At 61.4% G+C, this 20,111-nt stretch carries 23 protein-coding genes; 18 read left to right on the forward strand and 5 right to left on the reverse strand.

The annotated features are described in order from the left end of the window. Positions 1-152 precede the first annotated feature (152 nt). The 3 genes from H0X91_RS29690 to H0X91_RS29700 all read left to right on the forward strand — a co-directional run bounded on the left by H0X91_RS29690 (position 153) and on the right by H0X91_RS29700 (position 1,180). Complete coding sequence (locus tag H0X91_RS29690) at positions 153-488, forward strand: helix-turn-helix transcriptional regulator (protein ID WP_012493049.1); 336 nt, start codon at positions 153-155, stop codon at positions 486-488. A gap of 67 nt (positions 489-555) precedes the next feature. Further along, positions 556-882, forward strand: coding sequence for a helix-turn-helix transcriptional regulator (locus tag H0X91_RS29695; RefSeq protein WP_012338904.1), 327 nt, complete (start codon positions 556-558; stop codon positions 880-882). Between the two features lie 16 nt (positions 883-898). Then, on the forward strand, positions 899-1,180 hold the full coding sequence (locus H0X91_RS29700) for a helix-turn-helix domain-containing protein (protein ID WP_012493048.1): 282 nt from the start codon (positions 899-901) through the stop codon (positions 1,178-1,180). A 393-nt stretch (positions 1,181-1,573) separates the two neighbouring features. Here the strand turns inward: H0X91_RS29700 and H0X91_RS29705 are convergent, their stop codons facing one another. Next, complete coding sequence (locus H0X91_RS29705) at positions 1,574-2,407, reverse strand: FadR/GntR family transcriptional regulator (protein ID WP_006491538.1); 834 nt, start codon at positions 2,405-2,407, stop codon at positions 1,574-1,576. A 240-nt stretch (positions 2,408-2,647) separates the two neighbouring features. Between H0X91_RS29705 and H0X91_RS29710 the strand changes: the two genes are divergently transcribed. From H0X91_RS29710 to H0X91_RS29765, 12 genes are all read left to right on the forward strand, one after another. Next, positions 2,648-3,907: an acyl-CoA dehydrogenase family protein gene (locus tag H0X91_RS29710; RefSeq protein ID WP_196433582.1), complete on the forward strand. Its 1,260-nt coding sequence runs from the start codon at positions 2,648-2,650 to the stop codon at positions 3,905-3,907. A gap of 30 nt (positions 3,908-3,937) precedes the next feature. Next, the gene (locus tag H0X91_RS29715) at positions 3,938-4,216 is read left to right on the forward strand and encodes an acyl carrier protein (RefSeq protein WP_027811693.1); all 279 of its coding nucleotides are present in this window, start codon (positions 3,938-3,940) and stop codon (positions 4,214-4,216) included. Positions 4,217-4,337: 121 nt separating this feature from the next. Continuing rightward, complete coding sequence (locus H0X91_RS29720) at positions 4,338-5,225, forward strand: 3-oxoacyl-[acyl-carrier-protein] synthase III C-terminal domain-containing protein (RefSeq protein WP_230878048.1); 888 nt, start codon at positions 4,338-4,340, stop codon at positions 5,223-5,225. Further along, complete coding sequence (locus H0X91_RS29725) at positions 5,222-6,157, forward strand: 3-oxoacyl-[acyl-carrier-protein] synthase III C-terminal domain-containing protein (RefSeq protein ID WP_196433584.1); 936 nt, start codon at positions 5,222-5,224, stop codon at positions 6,155-6,157. The genes H0X91_RS29720 and H0X91_RS29725 overlap by 4 nt, the downstream gene beginning before the upstream one ends. Before the next feature lie 45 nt (positions 6,158-6,202). After that, entirely contained in the window at positions 6,203-7,813 is a 1,611-nt protein-coding gene (locus tag H0X91_RS29730; protein WP_196433585.1) for an acyl-CoA ligase (AMP-forming), exosortase A system-associated, read from the forward strand. Further along, entirely contained in the window at positions 7,810-9,018 is a 1,209-nt protein-coding gene (locus H0X91_RS29735; protein WP_058902598.1) for a pyridoxal-dependent decarboxylase, exosortase A system-associated, read from the forward strand. The genes H0X91_RS29730 and H0X91_RS29735 overlap by 4 nt, the downstream gene beginning before the upstream one ends. Positions 9,019-9,051: 33 nt before the next feature. Continuing rightward, complete coding sequence (locus H0X91_RS29740) at positions 9,052-10,170, forward strand: acyl-CoA dehydrogenase family protein (protein ID WP_196433586.1); 1,119 nt, start codon at positions 9,052-9,054, stop codon at positions 10,168-10,170. Continuing rightward, a complete protein-coding gene (locus tag H0X91_RS29745; protein ID WP_062910130.1) occupies positions 10,167-10,760 on the forward strand; it encodes a GNAT family N-acetyltransferase in 594 nt (197 codons plus the stop codon). The genes H0X91_RS29740 and H0X91_RS29745 overlap by 4 nt, the downstream gene beginning before the upstream one ends. A 44-nt stretch (positions 10,761-10,804) precedes the next feature. Beyond that, a complete protein-coding gene (locus H0X91_RS35080; protein WP_230878049.1) occupies positions 10,805-11,800 on the forward strand; it encodes a 3-oxoacyl-ACP synthase in 996 nt (331 codons plus the stop codon). After that, the gene (locus H0X91_RS29755; protein WP_196433587.1) at positions 11,794-12,723 is read left to right on the forward strand and encodes a 3-oxoacyl-ACP synthase; all 930 of its coding nucleotides are present in this window, start codon (positions 11,794-11,796) and stop codon (positions 12,721-12,723) included. The genes H0X91_RS35080 and H0X91_RS29755 overlap by 7 nt, the downstream gene beginning before the upstream one ends. Positions 12,724-12,760: 37 nt before the next feature. After that, a complete protein-coding gene (locus tag H0X91_RS29760; RefSeq protein WP_230878050.1) occupies positions 12,761-13,804 on the forward strand; it encodes a helix-turn-helix transcriptional regulator in 1,044 nt (347 codons plus the stop codon). 252 nt (positions 13,805-14,056) lie between these two features. Continuing rightward, complete coding sequence (locus H0X91_RS29765) at positions 14,057-14,680, forward strand: acyl-homoserine-lactone synthase (protein WP_196433589.1); 624 nt, start codon at positions 14,057-14,059, stop codon at positions 14,678-14,680. Positions 14,681-14,837: 157 nt separating this feature from the next. On the opposite strand, the gene H0X91_RS29770 is transcribed toward H0X91_RS29765, so the two are convergent. Next, positions 14,838-15,398: a hypothetical protein gene (locus H0X91_RS29770; protein WP_077021658.1), complete on the reverse strand. Its 561-nt coding sequence runs from the start codon at positions 15,396-15,398 to the stop codon at positions 14,838-14,840. A gap of 331 nt (positions 15,399-15,729) precedes the next feature. Between H0X91_RS29770 and H0X91_RS29775 the strand changes: the two genes are divergently transcribed. From H0X91_RS29775 to H0X91_RS29785, 3 genes are all read left to right on the forward strand, one after another. Continuing rightward, entirely contained in the window at positions 15,730-16,032 is a 303-nt protein-coding gene (locus H0X91_RS29775; protein ID WP_058902594.1) for an H-NS histone family protein, read from the forward strand. A 320-nt stretch (positions 16,033-16,352) separates the two neighbouring features. Continuing rightward, on the forward strand, positions 16,353-17,219 hold the full coding sequence (locus H0X91_RS29780) for an ion transporter (RefSeq protein ID WP_080331817.1): 867 nt from the start codon (positions 16,353-16,355) through the stop codon (positions 17,217-17,219). A gap of 204 nt (positions 17,220-17,423) precedes the next feature. After that, positions 17,424-17,912, forward strand: a complete 489-nt coding sequence (locus H0X91_RS29785; protein WP_059721025.1) for a GlcG/HbpS family heme-binding protein — start codon at positions 17,424-17,426, stop codon at positions 17,910-17,912. Between the two features lie 70 nt (positions 17,913-17,982). Here H0X91_RS29785 and H0X91_RS29790 read toward each other — a convergent pair whose 3' ends face one another. From H0X91_RS29790 to arsH, 3 genes are all read right to left on the reverse strand, one after another. Continuing rightward, entirely contained in the window at positions 17,983-18,654 is a 672-nt protein-coding gene (locus H0X91_RS29790) for a MarC family protein (RefSeq protein ID WP_074804566.1), read from the reverse strand. A 150-nt stretch (positions 18,655-18,804) separates the two neighbouring features. Then, positions 18,805-19,257 (reverse strand): arsenic resistance N-acetyltransferase ArsN2, encoded by a 453-nt coding sequence (gene arsN2 / locus H0X91_RS29795; RefSeq protein ID WP_080331818.1) that lies wholly within the window; start codon positions 19,255-19,257, stop codon positions 18,805-18,807. A 113-nt stretch (positions 19,258-19,370) separates the two neighbouring features. Continuing rightward, the gene (arsH, locus tag H0X91_RS29800; protein ID WP_059721028.1) at positions 19,371-20,093 is read right to left on the reverse strand and encodes an arsenical resistance protein ArsH; all 723 of its coding nucleotides are present in this window, start codon (positions 20,091-20,093) and stop codon (positions 19,371-19,373) included. Positions 20,094-20,111 lie beyond the last annotated feature (18 nt).

The following is a 20,111-nucleotide window of genomic DNA, read 5'->3' on the forward strand; positions in this document are numbered from 1 at the left end:
CAACCCACCCAGCCCTCGCCAGGCGTGTGACAGCGAAGCCCACCAAGACGACACAGAGATGATGCATGCCGCCACCTAAACTAAGTAATATTTAGCCTGCAGACTAAGAAATACTTAGCAAAAAGTCCATTAAAAATTAAGAAACTCTTAGGATGCGTCGGACCTTATCGACATCCTCGATCTTTCCCAAGCGTCTCAGAGAGGCACGTCTACGCTCGGGCCTGAGCCAGGAACAGCTCGGCATCGAAGCCGGAATTGATGAATTCTCGGCAAGCGCACGCGTGAATCAGTACGAGACCGGCAAACACGCGCCCAAGCTTCAGACGGCCCACCGTCTCGCCCGAGTACTCCACGTCCCAACCAGCTTCCTATACGAAGGCAATGACCTCCTTGCGCGGCTTCTCGTCGCGGCTGCACCACTACCGCAGGACAGCCTAGAAGCACTTCTCGAATACGCTGAGCGACTGTCACGAACCGCCGCCTCCTGATTCCCGACAACGCCCGAACTAAGAGTTACTTAGCAAACCGGGCAATCGATTCCTGGACACTTGATGCATGTCCAGCGACTCGACCGTCACCTCTGTGTTTTCAAAACGCCTGAAGCAGGCGCGGTTGCGTACCGACCTCACCCAGGAACAGCTTGGCATTCTGGCTGGAATCGACGAATTTTCCGCCAGCGCTCGCGTCAACCAGTACGAGAAGGGCAAGCATGCTCCAACCGTACAGACCAGCCAGCGGCTCGCCCGAGCGCTTCTCATTCCGACAAGCTTCCTGTACGAGGAGGACGACTTGCTGGCCAACCTTCTCCTAATTGCTGGGCGACTGAGCAAAGAAAAGAAGCGGGCCCTAGTCGCCGCGGCAGAATCGCTCGCGCAAGAATAGTCCGTCACTCCCGTCGGTGAATAGCCCAACCACTGCGCACTTTATCAGGGCCCTTGGAGACGAAGTTCGCACACGTCGCCAAACAAAGAAGCTTACCCAAGTAGGCCTCGCGACGCGGGCCAACGTCCATCCGAACACGATCTCTTTGGTTGAGCGTGCCCAAATAGTCCCCAAGATCGACGCTCTGCTTGCGCTTGCTGCAGCCCTCGATACCTCTCTCTCGCAATTGGTTAAAGCAGCAGAGACTCGGACAGACCTTCGCCAGACCCCGTCGGCCTCACACAAACAACAACCATGAGCCTCTCGCCGGCGGCGATCAACGACTCGTTACTTACAAGCCGTTCACCAACGATCGCCGCCGCTTTGGAATAAACCTCGCCGGCCTCGACCTGACGCGATGAACCGCCTCGGAGATCGCTCGGACCAGCACGTGCGCAGCTTCGGTCCTGACATCTATTTATTATCATAAATTTACGATCGAATATCTCACACGGTCAAGCAACAAAATGTCAGCGTTTACCCGGGTAATTCCCTCCAGGCTCCTCGCCTACTACCCTCACGAAGCGCATACCCATTCTCATTCATTTTATTTATTGCAATTAATTAGCCCATTGTGACTGATATGCCGTGAATCCCGGCGAGCATCCGCAGACCATGCGATGGCGGAACCGTGCTGTCGGTGGATGCCGTCTCAGGACGCGTCGCGGCTCATCTGCGTATCGAGTTCGGAGTCGAGCACAAGCTTTTGCCTCAACGCGGCATGTACTTTCCGCAGTTGTGCCTCGGCCTCGTCCATATGCGCGGCCATCAGGCGCTCCACTGCCTGAGCATCGCGCCGCCGTGCAGCCTCGAGAATTGCACGGTGCGCAGCGAGCGTCGTACGGCCGAACGCCTGATAGTCACGCTGCGTGACGTTGCCCGCCACAATCACCAGCGAGTGCAGCATCTGATTGATGATCCGGCAAAGGCACCGCAAAAACGCGTTCGGATGAGCCGCGGCCAGCACGTCGTGAAAATGAATATCCTCGCAGCGCTGATCGAGCGCCTGCTCGTGGCCGGCCACAAACGGCTCGCACACTGAAATGCTGCGCTCGAGTGCTTCGAAATCTGCGTCTGTCAAGTGCGCTACTGCGCCAGCAGCGACAATCGGCTCGAGCGTGCGTCGCACCGCATAAAGCTCCTCTAGCGTGACGTTCTCGAAAAACAAATAGTTCTGCAGTGCTTGGAACGCTCGCGCCAGCGGCACACGCGTAATTGTGGCGCCTCCCTCGGGGCCTGTACTGAGGCTCACGAGTCCCTGCACTTCCAGTGCCTTGAGCGCATCGCGCATCGAGCCCCGGCTCACGTTGAACATCTGCTGTAGCTCAGCTTCCTTGTTCAAGCGCTTGCCCGGACGCACCCGCCCGTCGTTAATCCAGCCCTTGATCAGCTCGGCCACCTGATCGCCTCGCTTGGTCGTACGTGGGCCGCGTTTGTCCGGCGGCATAGATTGCGTTTTACGCGTCGCCCGTTGTCGTCCTGCCATGTTAGCTACGTCCGTGGTTGGCCAGCGTCATCCAATATCGGCGCCATTATCGGGCATCCCTGTCGCCGCTGGCGAAAATCCGTGGCCGGCCTCACCCAACGCCACCCTCCCTAGGTTGGGAGGTAGCCAACCCTCCCTCAGATGCCTACGCTGCATGTCACACGGCATGGACGCCGCGCAAGCATGTCGTCCATGCCACGCCATCGGCCGGCGCGCGTGCGCCATTCGGAACGATCGGACATGCCAGACGCTCTGCAAACATCACAACCGCGCCATGAGGTCGCAACGCTTAAGGAGGCCTTGGCAGCCTCCGGGCTGGATCTCGATCGACTGTGCGCGCAAATACGCGCACATCGCGACGAAGCGGATCGTACCGGACAAATTCCTGCAACGTTCTGGCAAGGCGATACGGTCCGCGCTTTGAATCTGAATCTCGTGCCGAGCCAATTCGGGGGATGTCCCGGGGTGCAATCGCTCGTCTCACGCGTGATGTTGATGGAATATCTGGGCTACGCGGACGCCGCGCTCGCGCTGGCCCTGCCCGGCCCAGGGCTTGCCATGCCTCCGGTTCTCGCGCTCGCCAACGAACAGCAGCAGGCAGCATTCTTCGCAGGCTTTCACAGAGACGCGCCACGCTGGGGTGCGTTTGCGATTACGGAGCCCGATTGCGGGTCCGACGCAACAGCCATGCGGACGTCGGCCCGAAAAACCGCGCACGGCTGGGTGCTTAATGGCACCAAATGTTTCATCACGAACGGCGCGCGCGCGAACACGATCATCACGTTCGCAACGATCAACCGCAACGCGGGCCGCTTCGGCATCCGGGCATTTCGCGTCGAGCACGACACGCCGGGGTTCTCGGTCATGCGTGTCGAACATATGGCCGGGCTGCGGGCCAGCCAACTGGCCGTGCTGTCGTACAGCGATTGCGAAGTGCCTGACGATGCTTGCCTCACGCGCGACGACCAAGCGCCATTGAGCGATGCGTTTTCCGGCGCGCAACGGTCATGGGACTATTTTCGGCCGCTGCTCTCCGCAGTGATGGTCGGCACGTGTCGGCGGGTACGTGACGAACTCACAGCCAATTTCGAATCAGGCTCACATCCGGCCGACCCGCGATGCACTCCCGGCGACGTCGACGTGCATCTTTTGGATCTCGACCGGCATATCACGACCGCGCGCCTGCTCTGTCATCACGCAGCATGGCTCGCAGATCAGGGCCATCCGAGCGCCATGCATGCCTCGATGGCCAAGGCATACGCCGCACGCGTGACAGCCCATGTCACTCGAACCGCACTCGCACTCGTTGGACTCGGCGGTATCGCGCATTGTCCATCGCTCGAACAATGCTGCCGAGACGCCAAGGCGTTCGACATCATGGAAGGTACCGGCGACATGCAGCGGCTGATGATCGCCCGCGCTGCCCTACGCGCGCCGCAATTGCCGTGGGAATCCACTTCAGACGCGCTTGCGCATTCAGCCGCGTTGCCGCGTGCATGACCTCACTTGCCCTTCATACCGGAGACGTTCATGACATCCAATTCCGTATCAAATCGCCCTGACGATATTGCTACCGCGCTCAAATCCTGTCTGCTGTCAACGCTCGGCACGCATCTGAGCACCGAGCTCATCGAGGACGACACAAACCTCTTCGACCTTGGTGTCGATTCGATGAACATGACCGAGCTCCTGCTGCAAGTGGAGCAGCGCTTCAAGTTTGTGCTTGACCCTGAAGACCTGAGCAGCGACCTCTTTCTGCGATTCGACAACCTGGTTACATTCGTCGCCTCCCATGTTCCCTCGAACTGAGTCCTGGGTTCCGGCGCCCAGGATCGTCGCGACCGCTCAGTACATTCCATTCGCACGCAGCGCGCACCCTACACGCACCGACGTGAGCTCGCCACTGTGGCAATGCCCGCTTGATTCCGTGATGCAAGCGGTCTATAGCGACACACTGCGCTGGCGTAACGAATGTGATCCACAACGCGCTCCAAAGGCGCCTTCGCCGCCTACGCCTTCAGACGAGCTCGTCGTAGCCGAGTCGAATCTTTCACTGTCCGACATGGCACTACGCGCGGCACGCCTGTTGTATGACGGTGCCTCACAACTTCCCCGGCCAGACCAAATCATCGTTTGCTCGACCAGCTTCGAACACGATCTGGCATTGTCCTGTGCGGGACGTTTGCATCACGAGCTCGCATCGCGTCGCCCGCCATTCGCGATCGGGCAGCTTCAGGACGTCTCGTTTGCAACGGCGCTCGATCTGACGCTAGCCATGATGGATGCGGACACCGAGCTCAATACCGTCCTGATTGTCGCGGCCGAGCGCTGGCTTCCGCCCTTTTCTCGGTACGTTGACTTACACACGCGCCTCGCCGATGGAGCCGCTGCCGCTCTCCTCACACGCCATCCGACACCTGGCTGGCGCGTGCGCGGCCTGACCATCTGTACGCCGGCCACGCCCAGCAGCTCCAGCGTCATCGCAACGCCTGTCGATTCCGCCACGCTTATGAGCGCCATCAACAAGGCGCTGGCACGAGCTGCCTGTCAGGCCACACAAATGGACTGGATTGTCCCAGCGAAGACGGATAACCGACTATTGCGCAGTATCCGTGCGCACGGTGACTTGCCGCTTGAGCGCATCTGGCTCGCAGATGACACGCCCGGCCACCTTTGCGCAGCACACACACCTGCGCGTCTTGATAGCCTCACGCGGGCTGTTTCTCCGCGCGATGGCCAACATCTGCTTGTATGGTCTACGGGATTTCACGGCCAAGTCGCCTGTGCGATTCTTCAATTCTGCGAAGCACCATTATGAGAACGAGTTCCTTCTCACTTTCCGCGGTCGCCCACTGTCTGCCGGCTCAAACCATACACGTAAATCAGTGGGTCGAACGTTGCGGCCTGTCTGACGCGAGCGCTCGTGCGCTACGCGATCACGGTGTGGGGCAGTTCCACGACGCCGAGGGTGGGTCCCCAGCAAATCTGGCCGTACGTGCTATCACGACACTTTTGCGCGAAACCGTCACACCGCGCTCAACAGTCGATGCCCTCATTCACACGCATACGATACAGACGAGCGCGCTCGCGCCACCTGCCAGTACAGCCCATTACATTCAACGCCATTGCGGACTGAACCGGGCATTGACGTTCTCCGTCACGCAGCAGCAGTGCGTGTCTCCGATGGCAGCCATCCGGATACTGCTTGCGCTTGCGGCGCGATACCCCACTATCGAGCGCGCCATCATCGTGTGTGCGGACGTCATTGGTTCGGGCTGCGATCGACTTCGTGCGATTGGGGACCTTGCGCTGCATAGCGACGGCGCATGCGCGTTGCTACTTGAACGAGGGGCCGGACACAACGTCATCGCCAGCTTGCATCTATATACCGATGCGCGCTTCTTTCGCGGGACGGACGACACTTTGCAGCCGATTCCAGACGATCGGTACTACTGGTCGGCCTTTACCACCATGCGCGCAGCTATTCGCCAGGCAAACATCGCACCGGATGACATCGCGTACGTATTGCCTCACCACGTCAATCTCCCCGGCTGGGCACGGTTGATGGGAATGCTCACCATTCCCGAGGCGCGGCTATTCATCGCGAATTTCGGCACGGTCGGCCACGCATTCGGCGCGGATCCGTTCATCAATTTCGAGACCTGTCGCAACCAGCAGGCCGGTGAATGGTCGTTGCTTTTTTCTAGTGGTATGGCCGGCTGCTTCGGCGCCCTGGTGATTCGTCATTGACGAACACCGAGCATCTTCCTCAACCCGACGACGCCATTCCATACCATGCGAAACATACTCGACCTCGTGCAGGCAGCCGCATATCAGGCACCCGATTCGCACGCGATCGTATTCGGCGATATCCACCTGAGCTACCAGGAACTTGCCGAGCGCGCATGTGCACTTGGCGACGCGATCGCCTCGCTCGGCATCGCGCCTGGCGCACGTATCGGCATCTTTCTGGAAAAGCGCATCGAAACCGTCGTGTCGCTGCTGGGTATTGCCGCCGCAGGCTGCGTTTTTGTGCCGATCAATCCGCTGCTCAAACCGCAACAGGTCGCACATATCCTGCACGACTGCGGCGCGATCTGCCTGATTACCAGCGCAACGCGTGCACGCTTGCTAGCCGAGAACGGGCCGCCCGCCCTCACCTATACGATCCTCACAGATGCTCCCGATGAAATGGCACCTACATACGACGGGACTGCACGGGTCCATCGTTGGAGCGAGTGCTTCGCTCGGGCGGCTATCGACACGCAACGAAAAGCATCCGATGTCCCGACATCGGGCATTGACACGGACCTCGCGGCCATTCTCTATACATCCGGCTCGACGGGGCGACCCAAGGGCGTCATGCTCAGCCACCGCAACCTGCTCGAAGGTGCGTGGAGCGTCGCTCATTATCTGAACCATACGTGCGCCGATCGAATCCTGGCCGTCCTTCCGCTTAGCTTCGATGCAGGCCTGAGCCAACTTACGTCGGCCTGGGCAAGCGGCGCCACCGCTGTCCTTGTCAATTATCTCGGCCCACAGGACGTGATAGAGGCCTGCGCGCGCGAGCGTATCACCGCAATCACAGGCGTGCCTCCGTTGTGGATGCAACTGGCCCATGCTCGCTGGCCCGATGCAGCGTGCGCCACGCTGCGCTACTTTGCCAATACCGGTGGCCGCATGCCCAGGGCAGTACTGCAAGGCCTGCGTGCGCTGTTTCCACATGCCAAACCCTACCTCATGTATGGTCTAACCGAGGCGTTCCGCTCGACCTACCTCGACCCCGCCGAAGTCGATCACCGCCCTGACTCGATCGGCAAGGCCGTGCCCAATGCACGCATCTTGGTCGTGCGCCCCGATGGTTCGCCGTGTGCGCCTGACGAACCCGGCGAACTTGTACACGTCGGCGCGTGCGTCACGATGGGCTACTGGGGTGATGCAGCACGAACCTCCGAGCGCTATCGTCCCTCTCCCGAGCAAAAGCCTGGCGGGGCTGCACCGGACACTGCGGTCTGGTCTGGAGACCTTGTGCGACGCGATGCGCACGGCTTTCTGTATTTCATTGCGCGCAACGACGCGCAAATCAAGAGTTCCGGCTACCGGATTAGCCCGGAAGAAGTCGAGGAAATCATCCACGAAAGTGGTCTTGTTTCCGAAGTCGCCGCCGTGGGTGTACCCGATGATGCGCTCGGCGAGACGATCACGCTGGTCGTCGTGCCGGCAGTCACGCCGTTTCTCGCCCGAACGCTGCTGTCGTGGTGCAAGCAACGCCTGCCCAGCTACATGGTGCCGCATCGCATCATCGTTCAGACGGACATCCCGCGCAATGCCAACGGCAAATTCGATCGCGTAGCCTTGCGAGACGCACTCGTGAGCGCGCCGAACAACCAAGCGAGGCCAATATGAATCGATCATTGACCCGCCGCCATGACGTCCTGTTCGCCGACAGTATCGATGTCACACGGCTTGCCAATCGTGCAGGTTCCACACCTTTTTTCGTCTATGCGCGCGCCGCAATCGATGCCCGCGTGTGCCAGTTGCGTGCAAAACTGCCAGCGTCGATACAGTTGCATTACTCGATCAAAGCCAACCCAATGCCTGCTGTCGTACACCATCTGACCACGCGAATCGACGGCTTTGACGTGGCCTCCGGCGCCGAGTTGGCATTGGCACTCAACGCAGGCATGCCGCCTGATCAGATCGGCTTTGCAGGTCCGGGCAAAACACGTGAGGAGCTACGGTGTGCAGTGGCCAGCGGCGTGAACGTGCACATCGAATCGCTCACCCAACTGCATCTGGTGGCAGCCCTTGGCTGGGAGCTGGGCCTGCGCCCGAACGTGACAATTCGCGTGAACCCGGATTTTCAGATAACGCATGCCGGCATGCGCATGGGTGGGGGAGCAACTCAATTCGGCATCGACACCGAACAGGTCCCGGCGCTACTGCAAGAACTGGGCACATGTGACCTGACACTGGCGGGCTTTCACGTCTTCTGGGGTTCGCAGTGCCTGCACCCGGCTACCATCGTCGAAGCACAGCGGCGCAGTGCCGAGCTCGTCATGAAGCTCGCATCCGATTTGCCACTGCCGCCCCGGTACGTGAATCTGGGCGGCGGTTTTGGCATTCCCTATTTCGAAGGCGAAGTGCCGCTCGATCTCGATGCCGTCGCCCAGCCAATGCACACCTGGCTCTCGCGCATGCAACGCGCTTTGCCCGGTGTGCGCCCCGTGCTCGAATTCGGGCGCTACCTGGTCGGCGAGGCCGGTGCCTATGTATGCCGCGTCATCGATCGAAAAGTTTCACGCGGCACCACCTTCCTTGTCACCGACGGCGGCCTGCACCACCACCTCGCGGCCTCGGGCAACTTCGGGCAGATACTGCGCCGCAATTTCCCCGTGGTACTCGGCAATCGGCTCGGCGATACACCAACTGAGCGATGTCACATCGTCGGCTGCTCGTGCACTCCGCTTGATCGCATCGTCGACGACGTGTTGCTCCCCAAAGCTCAGATTGGTGACTTCGTTGTCGTTCTGCAATCGGGTGCCTACGCGCGCTCGGCAAGTCCCAGGGATTTCCTCAGCCATCCCGAAGCAATCGAGATGCTCGTCTGACACCGATGACTCACACCCAATACGGAGAGAGCCATGATGCGCAACCCTATACCGTCATCGTCCGATCTGGTGCCGCCGACATGGGCCATATCTGACGATCAGCGCGCACTCGTCACCGCCTGCCAACGCTTCGCTCGAGACCAGCTCGAGCCTTTGCTCGCTGCTCCGCCGTCGCAAGCGGGCTGGCGCGATATCGTCACGCATGCAAGCTCGCTGGATCTGGGAACCATGATTTTGCCGACGTCCCTCGGTGGTATGGCCATCGGCCAGCACGATCTGTGCGGTATTGTAAGCACGTTGTCCTGTGGTCCGATTGAACGCACAGTACAACTCACTCAGAGCATTCCGGCGCTCATGACGCTGCGCGCATACGACATGCTCGACGCGCTCGCGCCTCATCCCATCGGTGACTACTTTAACGGCACGTGCGCGATCGCGCTTACGGTGCCGGATTTTCACGCCGCCACGCTCTGGCATCTGCACGATCAAGATTGCGCGCCCGTTGCACCACTGATGCTCACACCGCACGCCCGCGGTCTCGCCCTCATCGACTCGGCCCATGGGGACGCTCACGCATGCCGCCGCTGCCTCGTTGTGCTTGGCGCTCTTTCTCTCGAGCAATGGCGCTGCAACGGCACACTGTGCGCCGCCCCACTCGCCTCGATCGATCAGTGTGACGCGCAAAATGACTCTCCCTCGCAGACATGGCTCACCAACATCGCCCTGTACGTGTCGGCCTTGCTCAGCGGTGCCATGCAGCACGACGTTGCATTTGCACTGCGCTACGGAGCCGAGCGACGCGCATTTCGCAAGCCGATCATGCTGCATCAGCGCGTGGCCACCCGGCTGGCCGACATGCTCATTGCAACGCAAGGCACGCATCTCTTCTTGCGTGCGCTCACGCTTGCCGAGCCGAGCATATCAATCGCGCACGTCCGCCAGCTGGTCCGTCACATTGCAGCCGAATCCGTGGAGCTCACTCATGAGCTTGTTCAATTTTGCGGCGCACATGGCTATGTCTCAGGGTTGCCGCCCGCTGCGCGCCTGACGACATGTCACTGGTTCGCGATGTTGCTCATGCGTGTCGATACGGCGCTCGCTCAGCTCACGGCTCGACATACGTTCGACTCAACCACTGGCGCATCGGCATGAATGCGCACCAATACTCCCACGATCACCACTTGTGCGAACGCCATTCGGGCAGATCCGCGACGTCGCCACATGAGTGCTGGCTGCGCGAAGCAAATCGCGACGACATTCGCGATATCGCCGATTGGCTTGCGCGTCCGGCCATTGCGCAGTGGTTTGACTTCGGGCTCGGTCGACAATCGCTTTCCTTACTGGCGGTCCAGGCGATGGCGCAAAGTGATCGACATCGGCTACGCGTATTTGGCGTACGCGGCACGGACCACCCAAGCGGACTGGTCGCGATCAGCGATGTTACTCACCGGTTTGGTCTCGGCTCCTTCTGGGTGCTGCGCGACTCCACGCGCGCCGCATGCGCGAACATGACGCTCGCAGCTTCGAGACAGGTGCTTCGAGAAGGTTTCGAGTGTGATCAACTGCATTGCATTGGCGCGTGGGCGGCGCAACGCAATATTCGATCACGGCGACTGCTCGCACGTTTGGGGTTTCGCCTCATCGGCTTGCAACGCGATTGCCATGTCATCGACGGCCAGCGCATGGGGCGTCTGCTCTACGACCTGCTCCCGCAGGACCTAAGCTTGCCGACGCCAATATGATGCCCCCGGTCGTCACCGCACTGTGCTCCTACGTGCCGCCCATCATGAAGCTCGACGAACAGGTATCGGCCATTGAGCCCACCGCGACGAGGCCGCTTACCGGCTGGGATGCATGGATGGCCTTGTGGCGCACCGAATGCACACCGCTCGGGCCGACAGCAATGCCTCGTATCGGTCCGGGGGATGGGCCTCCGCGTGCGCCGGTCGCCCACACCACCGATCTGTCTGGGCTTGCGGCATACGTCACGCGGGCGATCTGTGCTGCTCGGCCTCGCGCTGCCGCGCGGGTTGACATCGTCATTTTTTGCCACAGCAGTGTTGACGAACATATCTCGACAACAACCGCAGGGCGTCTGGCAAGCGTCGTAGGCGCCCCGCGCAGCCCGTGTTTTTCGTTCTCGATTTCGCAGCAGGGCAGCACTGCCCCATTCACGGCCTTACGACTGGCGCAGGACTTGTTCGTCGCCGAACGCGACCTACATACGATCCTAATTGTCGCCGCAGAGAAGTGGGTGGCACCGTTTTCTCGCCACACTGGAACGGGCCCACTGCAAGGGGACGCAGCAGCCGCCCTCCTTCTGGAACGCTTTGGTACGAGCACGCGCGGCTTGCGCCTCATCGACGCTCAAACCCATCCTTGTCCGGCACCAAGCGACGACTCGCCGCATCGCCACGCGCATCCTGACTCATCTCACCTTCAAACGATGCTGCAATTGATCGCCGCGCTGCTCGCAAAACACGCGATTGCCCCGTGCAACGTCACCGCCGTCGGACAACGCCACATGCACGCGCTTGCAGCTGCACTGCAGCAGGAACTCGGCATCGCCTCGCTTGCAGGCGTGCACACGCACGATGCGAATCTCGGTGCAGCGGATTCGATCGAACAATTGACGAGCATGGCCCAGACGCATACCTTCCCATCACAGCACACCGTCTTGCTATGGAATATCGCATCATGCGGCTACGTAGGCTGCGCGCTACTCGACGCACATAGTGCGCCTTTGCTCGCGCGCTCCCTTGGCGCGAACTCCTCATGGTAGACACCTCAATCGGCATCCCGTGTGTCGCCTACCACCTTCCGGAACATGTCGACTGCGTTCGCCACTGGGCACGTCGCACCGGCCAATCCGCTGCTGTGGTGGCAAAGCTCGAGCAGGCCGGCGTACGCAATTTTCACGTGGCACGCGGGCAAAGTGCCTTCAGCCTCGCGATTCAAGCGGTCGACTCGCTGCTGCGCAATACACCAGTCACCCGCGAGTCAATCGACTGCCTGGTCTACACTCACACGCTGCAGGGCAGCATCACGCCGCCGCCGGTATCTTTGCCGCGGCAGCTATGCGAGCATTTTCGCCTTGTATGTGTCCCGTCGTTCTCGTTTGCCCAGCAACACTGCGCGTCCTCGCTCGGTGCGTTGCGCATCATTCGTGCAATGTTCATCGCACATCCCGCCCTCCATCGCATACTGCTCGTCGGGGCGGACGTGATGCCTATGGAGACCGAACGCGCGATGGGTGCGTCAGGGCTGCTGGGTGACGGCGCGTTCGCCGCGTTGGTCGAGCGCCATGCGCGCACCAATCGCCTCGTCGCACTGACCACGCATGCGAGCGGTCGCGGCTGGCGCGGAATGCTCGGGCAGGTCGAAGCGAGTTTCCTTGCGCAGTACCAGCTCGTCGCGCGAAAACTCATCGCGCAAGTCGCCCAAGATGCACACATTGCGCTCGCCGAGCTCGATCGCATCTTGCCACCTCATCTGGATCAGCCTGCGTGGCGGCGTCTCGTCCAATCGATGGGTCTGCCACCCGAGCGCCTTTTCGCGCACAATTTTTCCCGTATCGCACACGTTACCGTAAGCGACCCGTTTATCAACCTGGCTGACTGCGGCCCAATCGCGCAAGGCGCCCCCTTGGTGCTCTATGCGCAGGGCGTAGGGGGATTTTCAGCTGCCGCATTGCTGATTCATTAGATGCGCACACTCCACACCCGGTCGCCCGTGGAAGCCCATGGCCTCATGCCATGCAGCCGCGGATCGACGTGATATACGTGAGTGCGCGGGTCGATGTATCAAAACATTACATTTTTATGGCTGTGATACGGCTGCAAGCGACTACACTTGCTTTTTGCATGGCGATCAATTGGTCAATAGCAGAACATGCGCCACCTGCAATCGCCACGCATTGTGCTGCTTCAATCCCAAACGACGCACGTCCGGCCACCGCGCCGCGCACCAGTGCGCGAAGTTCCTCCGAGGGCCTCCAGTGGATCGAGTCTGTCAACGCGGCGCGGGTGACACGCCCACCGTACCGCAGCCTTTAACATCAGGCCTGGCCGGCCGATGGGTACCGCTGGCCACCGCCTTTCTCAATACCGTGGACCTGTCGTCTTTGCTGAAGTTGTTCGGTGACGTGTCCGCTTCGTTGGGCTTCCCACGCTTTGCCATCAGCCGAGTCTCTCGAAGACACACGGGAAACGGCCGCGCGATGGCAGTCGAGACGCTTTGCGCACGCTATCCGGATCATTGGGTCGCCCATTACGCGCAACGAGACTACGGTCCGGTCGATCCGGTCCATCGGATGGCGTTTGCCCGTGCCACCCCCTATCGATGGGCCGACATCAGAGGCTTGAATCGCATCGAGCAACGCGTGCTCGGTGAGGCACGCGACGCGGGATTAACCAGTGGCGTGAGTATCCCGCTTCGCGAGACCAACGGCGACATCCTGCTGGTGAATCTCGCCAGTCCGTCGCCGGAGATCAAGACAGAAGTCCACATGCGCCTCGCGAGCTCAATTGGCGCGCTCTTTCATCAAGAGCTCCATCGATTGATGAAGCCCCATCGGCCTGAGCCAGCGCTTGAACTCTCCCCGCGCCAACAAGAGTGCCTTGCGTGGGTTGCCCGGGGTAAATCGTCATGGGCGATCGCCTCCATTGTCGGCATATCGCCCCATACCGTTGACTACCACATCGCCGAAGCGATGAAGATTTTAGGCATCAACAGTCGAACCGCGGCAGCTGTGCATGCCGTCACAACCGGCTTGATCCACGTGTAAGCGGCCAGCAGGACCGTCTGCGGCAGTTCCTGCCGGCCACCCGACCATCGACCGGCCTCATTGTGGACTCGTGGCGCCATCAGCACATTCGGGCTTATCCGCGCGTGCCCGCACAATCGCATGCATCGCGAGGGCGACTCGCTACCGGCGTCCTGTCAACTTCATCGGCGTCGCACCTCCCCACCTAACTAGTTCCCCTCACCTCACGCGCTTGATAGCGTGGCATCGGCTATTTCGTGTGAGGGGAAAATCGTGCCATCCATCTTCGCTGGCAGTTTCGACGACATGCCAACCATGATGCATCGACGCCTCGGCGTGTTCCGATACGACGTGTTTGTAGGTCGACTGGGTTGGCAGTTACCCGGAGCGGACGCGACCAGCCTGACTGAAAGGGATCAATTTGATCGCGGTCGTACGATTCACGTTGTCTCGGTCGATCAGGCTCAGCACATTTGCGGGTGTGCACGATTGATACCGACCACACAGCCGTATTTGCTCCAGACACTGTGCGCGCCTTCAGCGGCTCTGCACTTGCCACGCGCGCCCACGGTCTGGGAGCTGTCGCGGTTTGCCGCCCGCTGTGGGGCGAACCCGACCATGCGCGCATCGACTGGAATGCAGCTGTTTCCATCGATTCTCGCAATCGCCGCGTCACTGGGCGCCACATGCGTCATCGGTGCCATGACGCGCGCCGTGGCACGGCTTTACCAGCGTTGCGGTCTGGCGCTCCAACTCCTCGACACTGCCGAAACCGCAGATCGTCCAGCCTACCTGATCGGTGCAATCGAGATCACCCGATCGACGTTCACGAACCTGGGGTGCGACGCGCACGAGCTGTTGGCCGCCGTGACATGGCTCGGCGCCCATGCCACATGAGTGGCACTTTCGATGTCAGTGCCCCCGCCCGATACCAGCGGCCATTGACAGGCCGCTGGCCGGTGCCAAACACCGCTTCGGAGCAGAAACTGACGCGGCATCTCGGCGAGATTCCGCGCCGCGCCGCGTTTGAACACACCCGCTCTGCGCGAACCCGCTACATGCGCGGGCCCGCGCGATGATGTCGGCGATCGGCATCTTTCACCCAGTCCGGCCGAATCGCGGACGCATACGCCTGAGCAGTACGCGATGCTTCGCCATTGGCCTGAGCAGAAAACCCAAGGCGCTCGTCGATGGCGCGCGCCACGGTCGACGATTTTGGCAGGCGTCGAGGATCACAATCGGCCCAAAACGTGAACATGTTCTCGAACAACACGCCCAAGATCGTGGTCGTATAAGGCAATTCGACCGTGACGAGCTTGCCGGGCAAATCAGCTTGCGTGGGCAAACCAGACATTGGCATTGTGGCGCCGCCCAAGCCCGTGCACACCGCCCGAAGCTCGCGTTGCAATCGCATCTCGACATCGCAATGGCTGACGGAAGAATTGACAATTGCACGGGTCAGATTAGCCAATTCCCGGGTCTTCAGTTCAAGGCGGTTGTGCAATCGACCGACTTCCTGTTCTGCTCGCCGCACGCGCGCTTGCAGCACCGAGCATTCGTCGGGCGACAGCGAACACTGCTCATTCGTATAGTCAGCCTTCTCGGGGCGTTCCATGCGTTCACCTCTTCACGACCATGATCACCTCGGCACTGAGCCGCGCCGGGATCAACCTACTCAAAAGCGGTAACACCGCGCGCAAAAACCAACTCAATCGCTACGCAATCGATTGCAATGTCGCCGCATATCGTTCGCCGGTGCACCGATGCAGTGTTTGCTGCGGAACGATGCGTCGTCAACTACGAGACTATGGAGGTCAGAAGCGTGAGGTTTTCCGCGACAATTCATTCGAACGCACGCACCCCCGCTTTCGCAAGCCGGTTTAATCGGCCGTACGTGCCGATCTTTTCCAATTGCGACGCGAGCTCATCCAATAGGAGTCGATTCGATGCCAACGTATCTCGAATTGAAGGCGCAAGCTGAACAGCTCAGAGAACAAGCAGAACAGGCCCGCCTGGCTGAGCTTGACATCGTTCTCGCAGAAGTTCGCGCGCGCGTGGCCGAATACGCGCTGACTCCCGAGCAGGTCTTTGGGCGTCGGCGCAGCGCATCCGCCACGCAGGTCGCCCAATGTCGTATCCAGGCCCGGTATCGCGATCCGAAAACAGGCGCGACGTGGAGTGGCCGCGGTCGAGAACCCGGCTGGATCAAGGGCAAAAAACGCGAGCGATTCTTGATCGAACAGGCCTAGAGAGCACCACGAGGTTTTCCGTCCCGGCTCGTGTCGCGCACGCAGGGTACATAAATAAGTTGCATTGAGCGGGCACAGCGCACAACGTCTCAGGACAACGCTCAACGCATTGATACGGCCCCTGCAAATTCGCGAAGCACATGCGTTAGAGACGTGGAACGGCACTGATAGGCTGAGCGGCACCCACTCGAGACACGCCATTGCGTCAACCTTGATGGCTTGCGGCGCATCCCTATAAACAGGGCACGAGAGAAGATCGGCCAGCTCATATCGGACAGGTCCGATTGGCCCGGCGATACGCGGCTCGTACACTCGGGCGCATGATTTCGCTGATCCAGTCCTCCTTCGATACGGCGCGCGATGCCGTCGCGCATGTCGCGCGCCGCCCTTCGTTCCTGCGCAAGCTCGACATCGCGGTGCTCGTGCTCATCGTCGCGAGCGTGCTCGTCGTGATGGCCGACAGCGTGCAGGAACTGCACCAGCAATACGGCCACGCGCTCTACGCGGCCGAATGGGCGTTCACGCTGCTGTTTTCCGCCGAGTATCTGCTGCGCCTTTGCACCGCGAAGAAGCCGGCCGCGTATGCGCGCAGCTTCTTCGGCATCGTCGATCTCGTGTCGGTGCTGCCGACCTATCTCGCGTTCTTCTTCCCCGGCCTGCATGCGCTGATCGACGTGCGGCTGCTGCGTCTGCTGCGCGTGTTCCGCATCCTCGGGCTGTCGATCTATCTCGAGGAAGGGCAGATGCTGATCCGGGCGCTCACGCGCGCGCGGCGCAAGATCTTCGTGTTCATCGGCGGGATGTTCGTGCTCGTCGTGATTCTCGGCACCGTGATCTTTCTGGTCGAAGGGCCCGAGCACGGAATCACGAGCATTCCGGTAGGCGTCTACTGGGCGGCGGTGACGATGAGCACGACCGGCTACGGCGACCTGACGCCTGTCACGCCGCTCGGCCGGCTGATCACGTCGTGCGCGATCCTGCTCGGCTACGGGATCATCGCGTTTCCGACCGGGATCATGGGCGCGGAACTCGTTGCATCGGCGATGGAGCGCAACAGGGCGAACGCGCGGCCGGCCGACGGCGACGGGCCGTGCTGCCCGCATTGCGGCGGTGCGCTCCCCGTGCAAGGTGCGGCGGATACTCATGCGCACGGCCGCGTATCCGCCAAAGGCCGCGACGCGCGATAGCCGCGGCAAGAATAAGCCCTGTCCTATTCAGCTTCCCTTCCCGCTGGCCGACACTGAACTCATCGAGCGGACGACCGCGACCGATCCCTCCGGGCCGTAACGGCCTGCGCATCGGTCGCAAGCGCCGGCGGTTTTCAAGAAAGTTCGCATGAAACCGCCCACCCAATGCCCCGCTCGCATCCGTCATTTCATCGAGGAGTTCACATGATCATTCGCGCTACCCTCGCGACGCTCGTCGCCGCCACGCTGACGACCGCCGCTTCCGCCCAGGTGCTTCACGAGAAAAACCTGCCGTTGAATCTCGCCGCCGACATCGCGCAGCAAACGATCCAGGCATGTTCGGCCAGCGGCTACGACGTGACGGTCACGGTGGTCGACCGCAGCGGTATCGAACGCGCGGTGCTGCGCGGCGACAACGCGGGGCTGCATACCGTGGATGCGTCGAAGCGCAAGGCCTATACCGCGCTGTCGACGAAAACGCCGACCGGCACGCTGGCCACGAACCTGCAGAAGAACCCGGCCGCCGCGCAGATGACGGCCATCGACGGCTTCCTGGTGCTCGGCGGCGGCGTGCCGATCAAGGCCGGCGACGAAGTGATCGGCGCCGTGGGTGTCGGTGGTGCGCCGGGCGGGCATCTCGACGAAGCGTGTGCGCTGCAGGGGATTGCGCGGGTACAGGCCAAGCTGATGTAACGAACCGGCCGCTCCCTGATGGAGCGGCTTTTTATCGGGCGCCGACACAAACCGTGAAAGCGCCCGCTTCTCACCCCGCCTGCCCGCCCAGCATCTGCACGAACGCGGCCAAGCCCGTCAGCATGATTTGCACGCCCACGCACAGCAGCAGGAACGCGGACACGCGCATCGCGACCTTCGTCCCTTCGCTGCCGAGATAGCGCGCGAGCGTCGTCGCGCGGCTGTAGATCTGCCAGATCGCGAACGCGACGAGCGCCGCGACCGCCACCGACACGACACCCGACACCAGGTAATCGCTCGCCGTATGCGCACGATTGGCATGCAGCGCGATGCCGGCGGCGATCGAGCCGGGGCCGATCGTCAGCGGCACCGTCAGCGGAAAGAACGCGCGCGACATCAGCTTCTGCAGATCGTCGCCATGCATGGCGACGTCGCCGCCGGCCGGGACGTCCGGCGCGTTCAGCATCGACCAGCCGGCCACCGCCACCGCGAAGCCGCCGCCGATTCGCAGCGCCTCCATCGAGATCCCGAAGAAGTTCAGCACCGGCGCGCCGACGAAGAAGATCACGAGCAACGTGAAGAACACGTTCGTTGCGAGCTGCTTCGACAGGATCGCGCGCTCCGCTTCGGTCAGCGATTGCGTGCGTTCGAGAAACACGAACGCCATGCCGAACGGGTTGATGATGCCGATCAGGCCCGTGAAGCCGAACAGGATTTCAGGGATCAGGCGGTCGAGCTGCATCGCGATCGTGCTCTCCGGTAACGAACGGGAATAAAAAAGCGGCCAGTCGAGAAGACCGGCCGCAAAGAGGAGATATCTCCATGATCCGGCACACGGGGGTATGCCGGGCCGCAGAAACTTGATTGTCGGGATTGTGAACCGGGAAGGGAATCAGTCGAGTCTGATTTTGTCGTCGCAGACCATCAGCATCGCGACGGCCGATCCCGGACAGACACCCTGAAACTGGCTGGACGCCAGCAACGGCTCCGGCACCGCTTCGCGGGCGATACGGACGAAACCCTGCCTGACGAAGTAGTCTTCCGCCGTCGTGGTCAACAGCCCGACCGACTGGACGGCATGCGCGCGGCATTGCGCGAGCAAGCGCGTTACCAGCAGCTGCCCTACCCCGGCGCGACGCGCGTGTTCGACGACAGCGATCGAGCGAATGAGCGCATGGCGTCCGTGGAATTCGATGCCGCCACACCCCACGATGCCGGATACCCCACCGGCAACGACAAAATGCGGCAGGTGCACGGCGACGCCGGCGGTCGGCAAACCGCTGGCACGAAGCAGCGCCTCGACCGAGGCCAGATCGGATTCGGTCGCTTGACGAAGAAGTGCCATGGTTCCACCCCGGTTTGCGGTGACATCAATCCCTGCGCTCAACACGCTCGCACAAGCCCGATGCGCCGCACCGCGGCGTGCCCGATTGCCCCCGCGTTCATTCGATGGCGATGCTAGATACGCGCTTGATTGACGCGTTTCGACAGTTCTTCCGCGCTTTCCTTCCGCTCACTATACCGGTCGACCAGATACGGGCCGACATCACGCGTCAGCAGCGTGAACTTCACGAGTTCTTCCATCACGTCCACGACGCGATCGAAATACGCGGACGGCTTCATCCGCCCCGCCTCGTCGAATTCCATGAACGCCTTGGCCACCGACGACTGGTTCGGGATGGTCAGCATGCGCATCCAGCGCCCGAGCACGCGCATCTGGTTCACCGCGTTGAACGACTGCGAGCCGCCGCTCACCTGCATCACCGCGAGCGTCTTGCCCTGCGTCGGCCGGACGGCGCCGACCGACAGCGGAATCCAGTCGATCTGCGCTTTCATGATCCCGGTCATCGCGCCGTGCCGCTCCGGCGAACACCACACCATCCCTTCCGACCACGTCACGAGCTCGCGCAGCTCGACCACTTTCGGATGACTGTCGGGCGCGTCGTCGGGCAGCGGCAGGCCGCTCGGATTGAACACGCGCACTTCGGCGCCCATCGCCGTGAGCAGGCGCTCGGCTTCCTCGATCAGCAGACGGCTGAACGAACGCTCGCGCAGCGAGCCGTACAGCAGCAGGAACCGCGGCGGATGAGTGGATGGCGCCGCAGGCCGCAGTTGCGCGACGTCCGGCACACGGAACAGTTCGGCATCGAGTTGCGGCAGGTCGTTCAGGTAGTCAGCCATGGGTAAATGCTCTCGTGA

The organism is Burkholderia sp. 9777_1386 (assembly GCF_015712265.1).
Lineage (GTDB): Bacteria > Pseudomonadota > Gammaproteobacteria > Burkholderiales > Burkholderiaceae > Burkholderia > Burkholderia cenocepacia.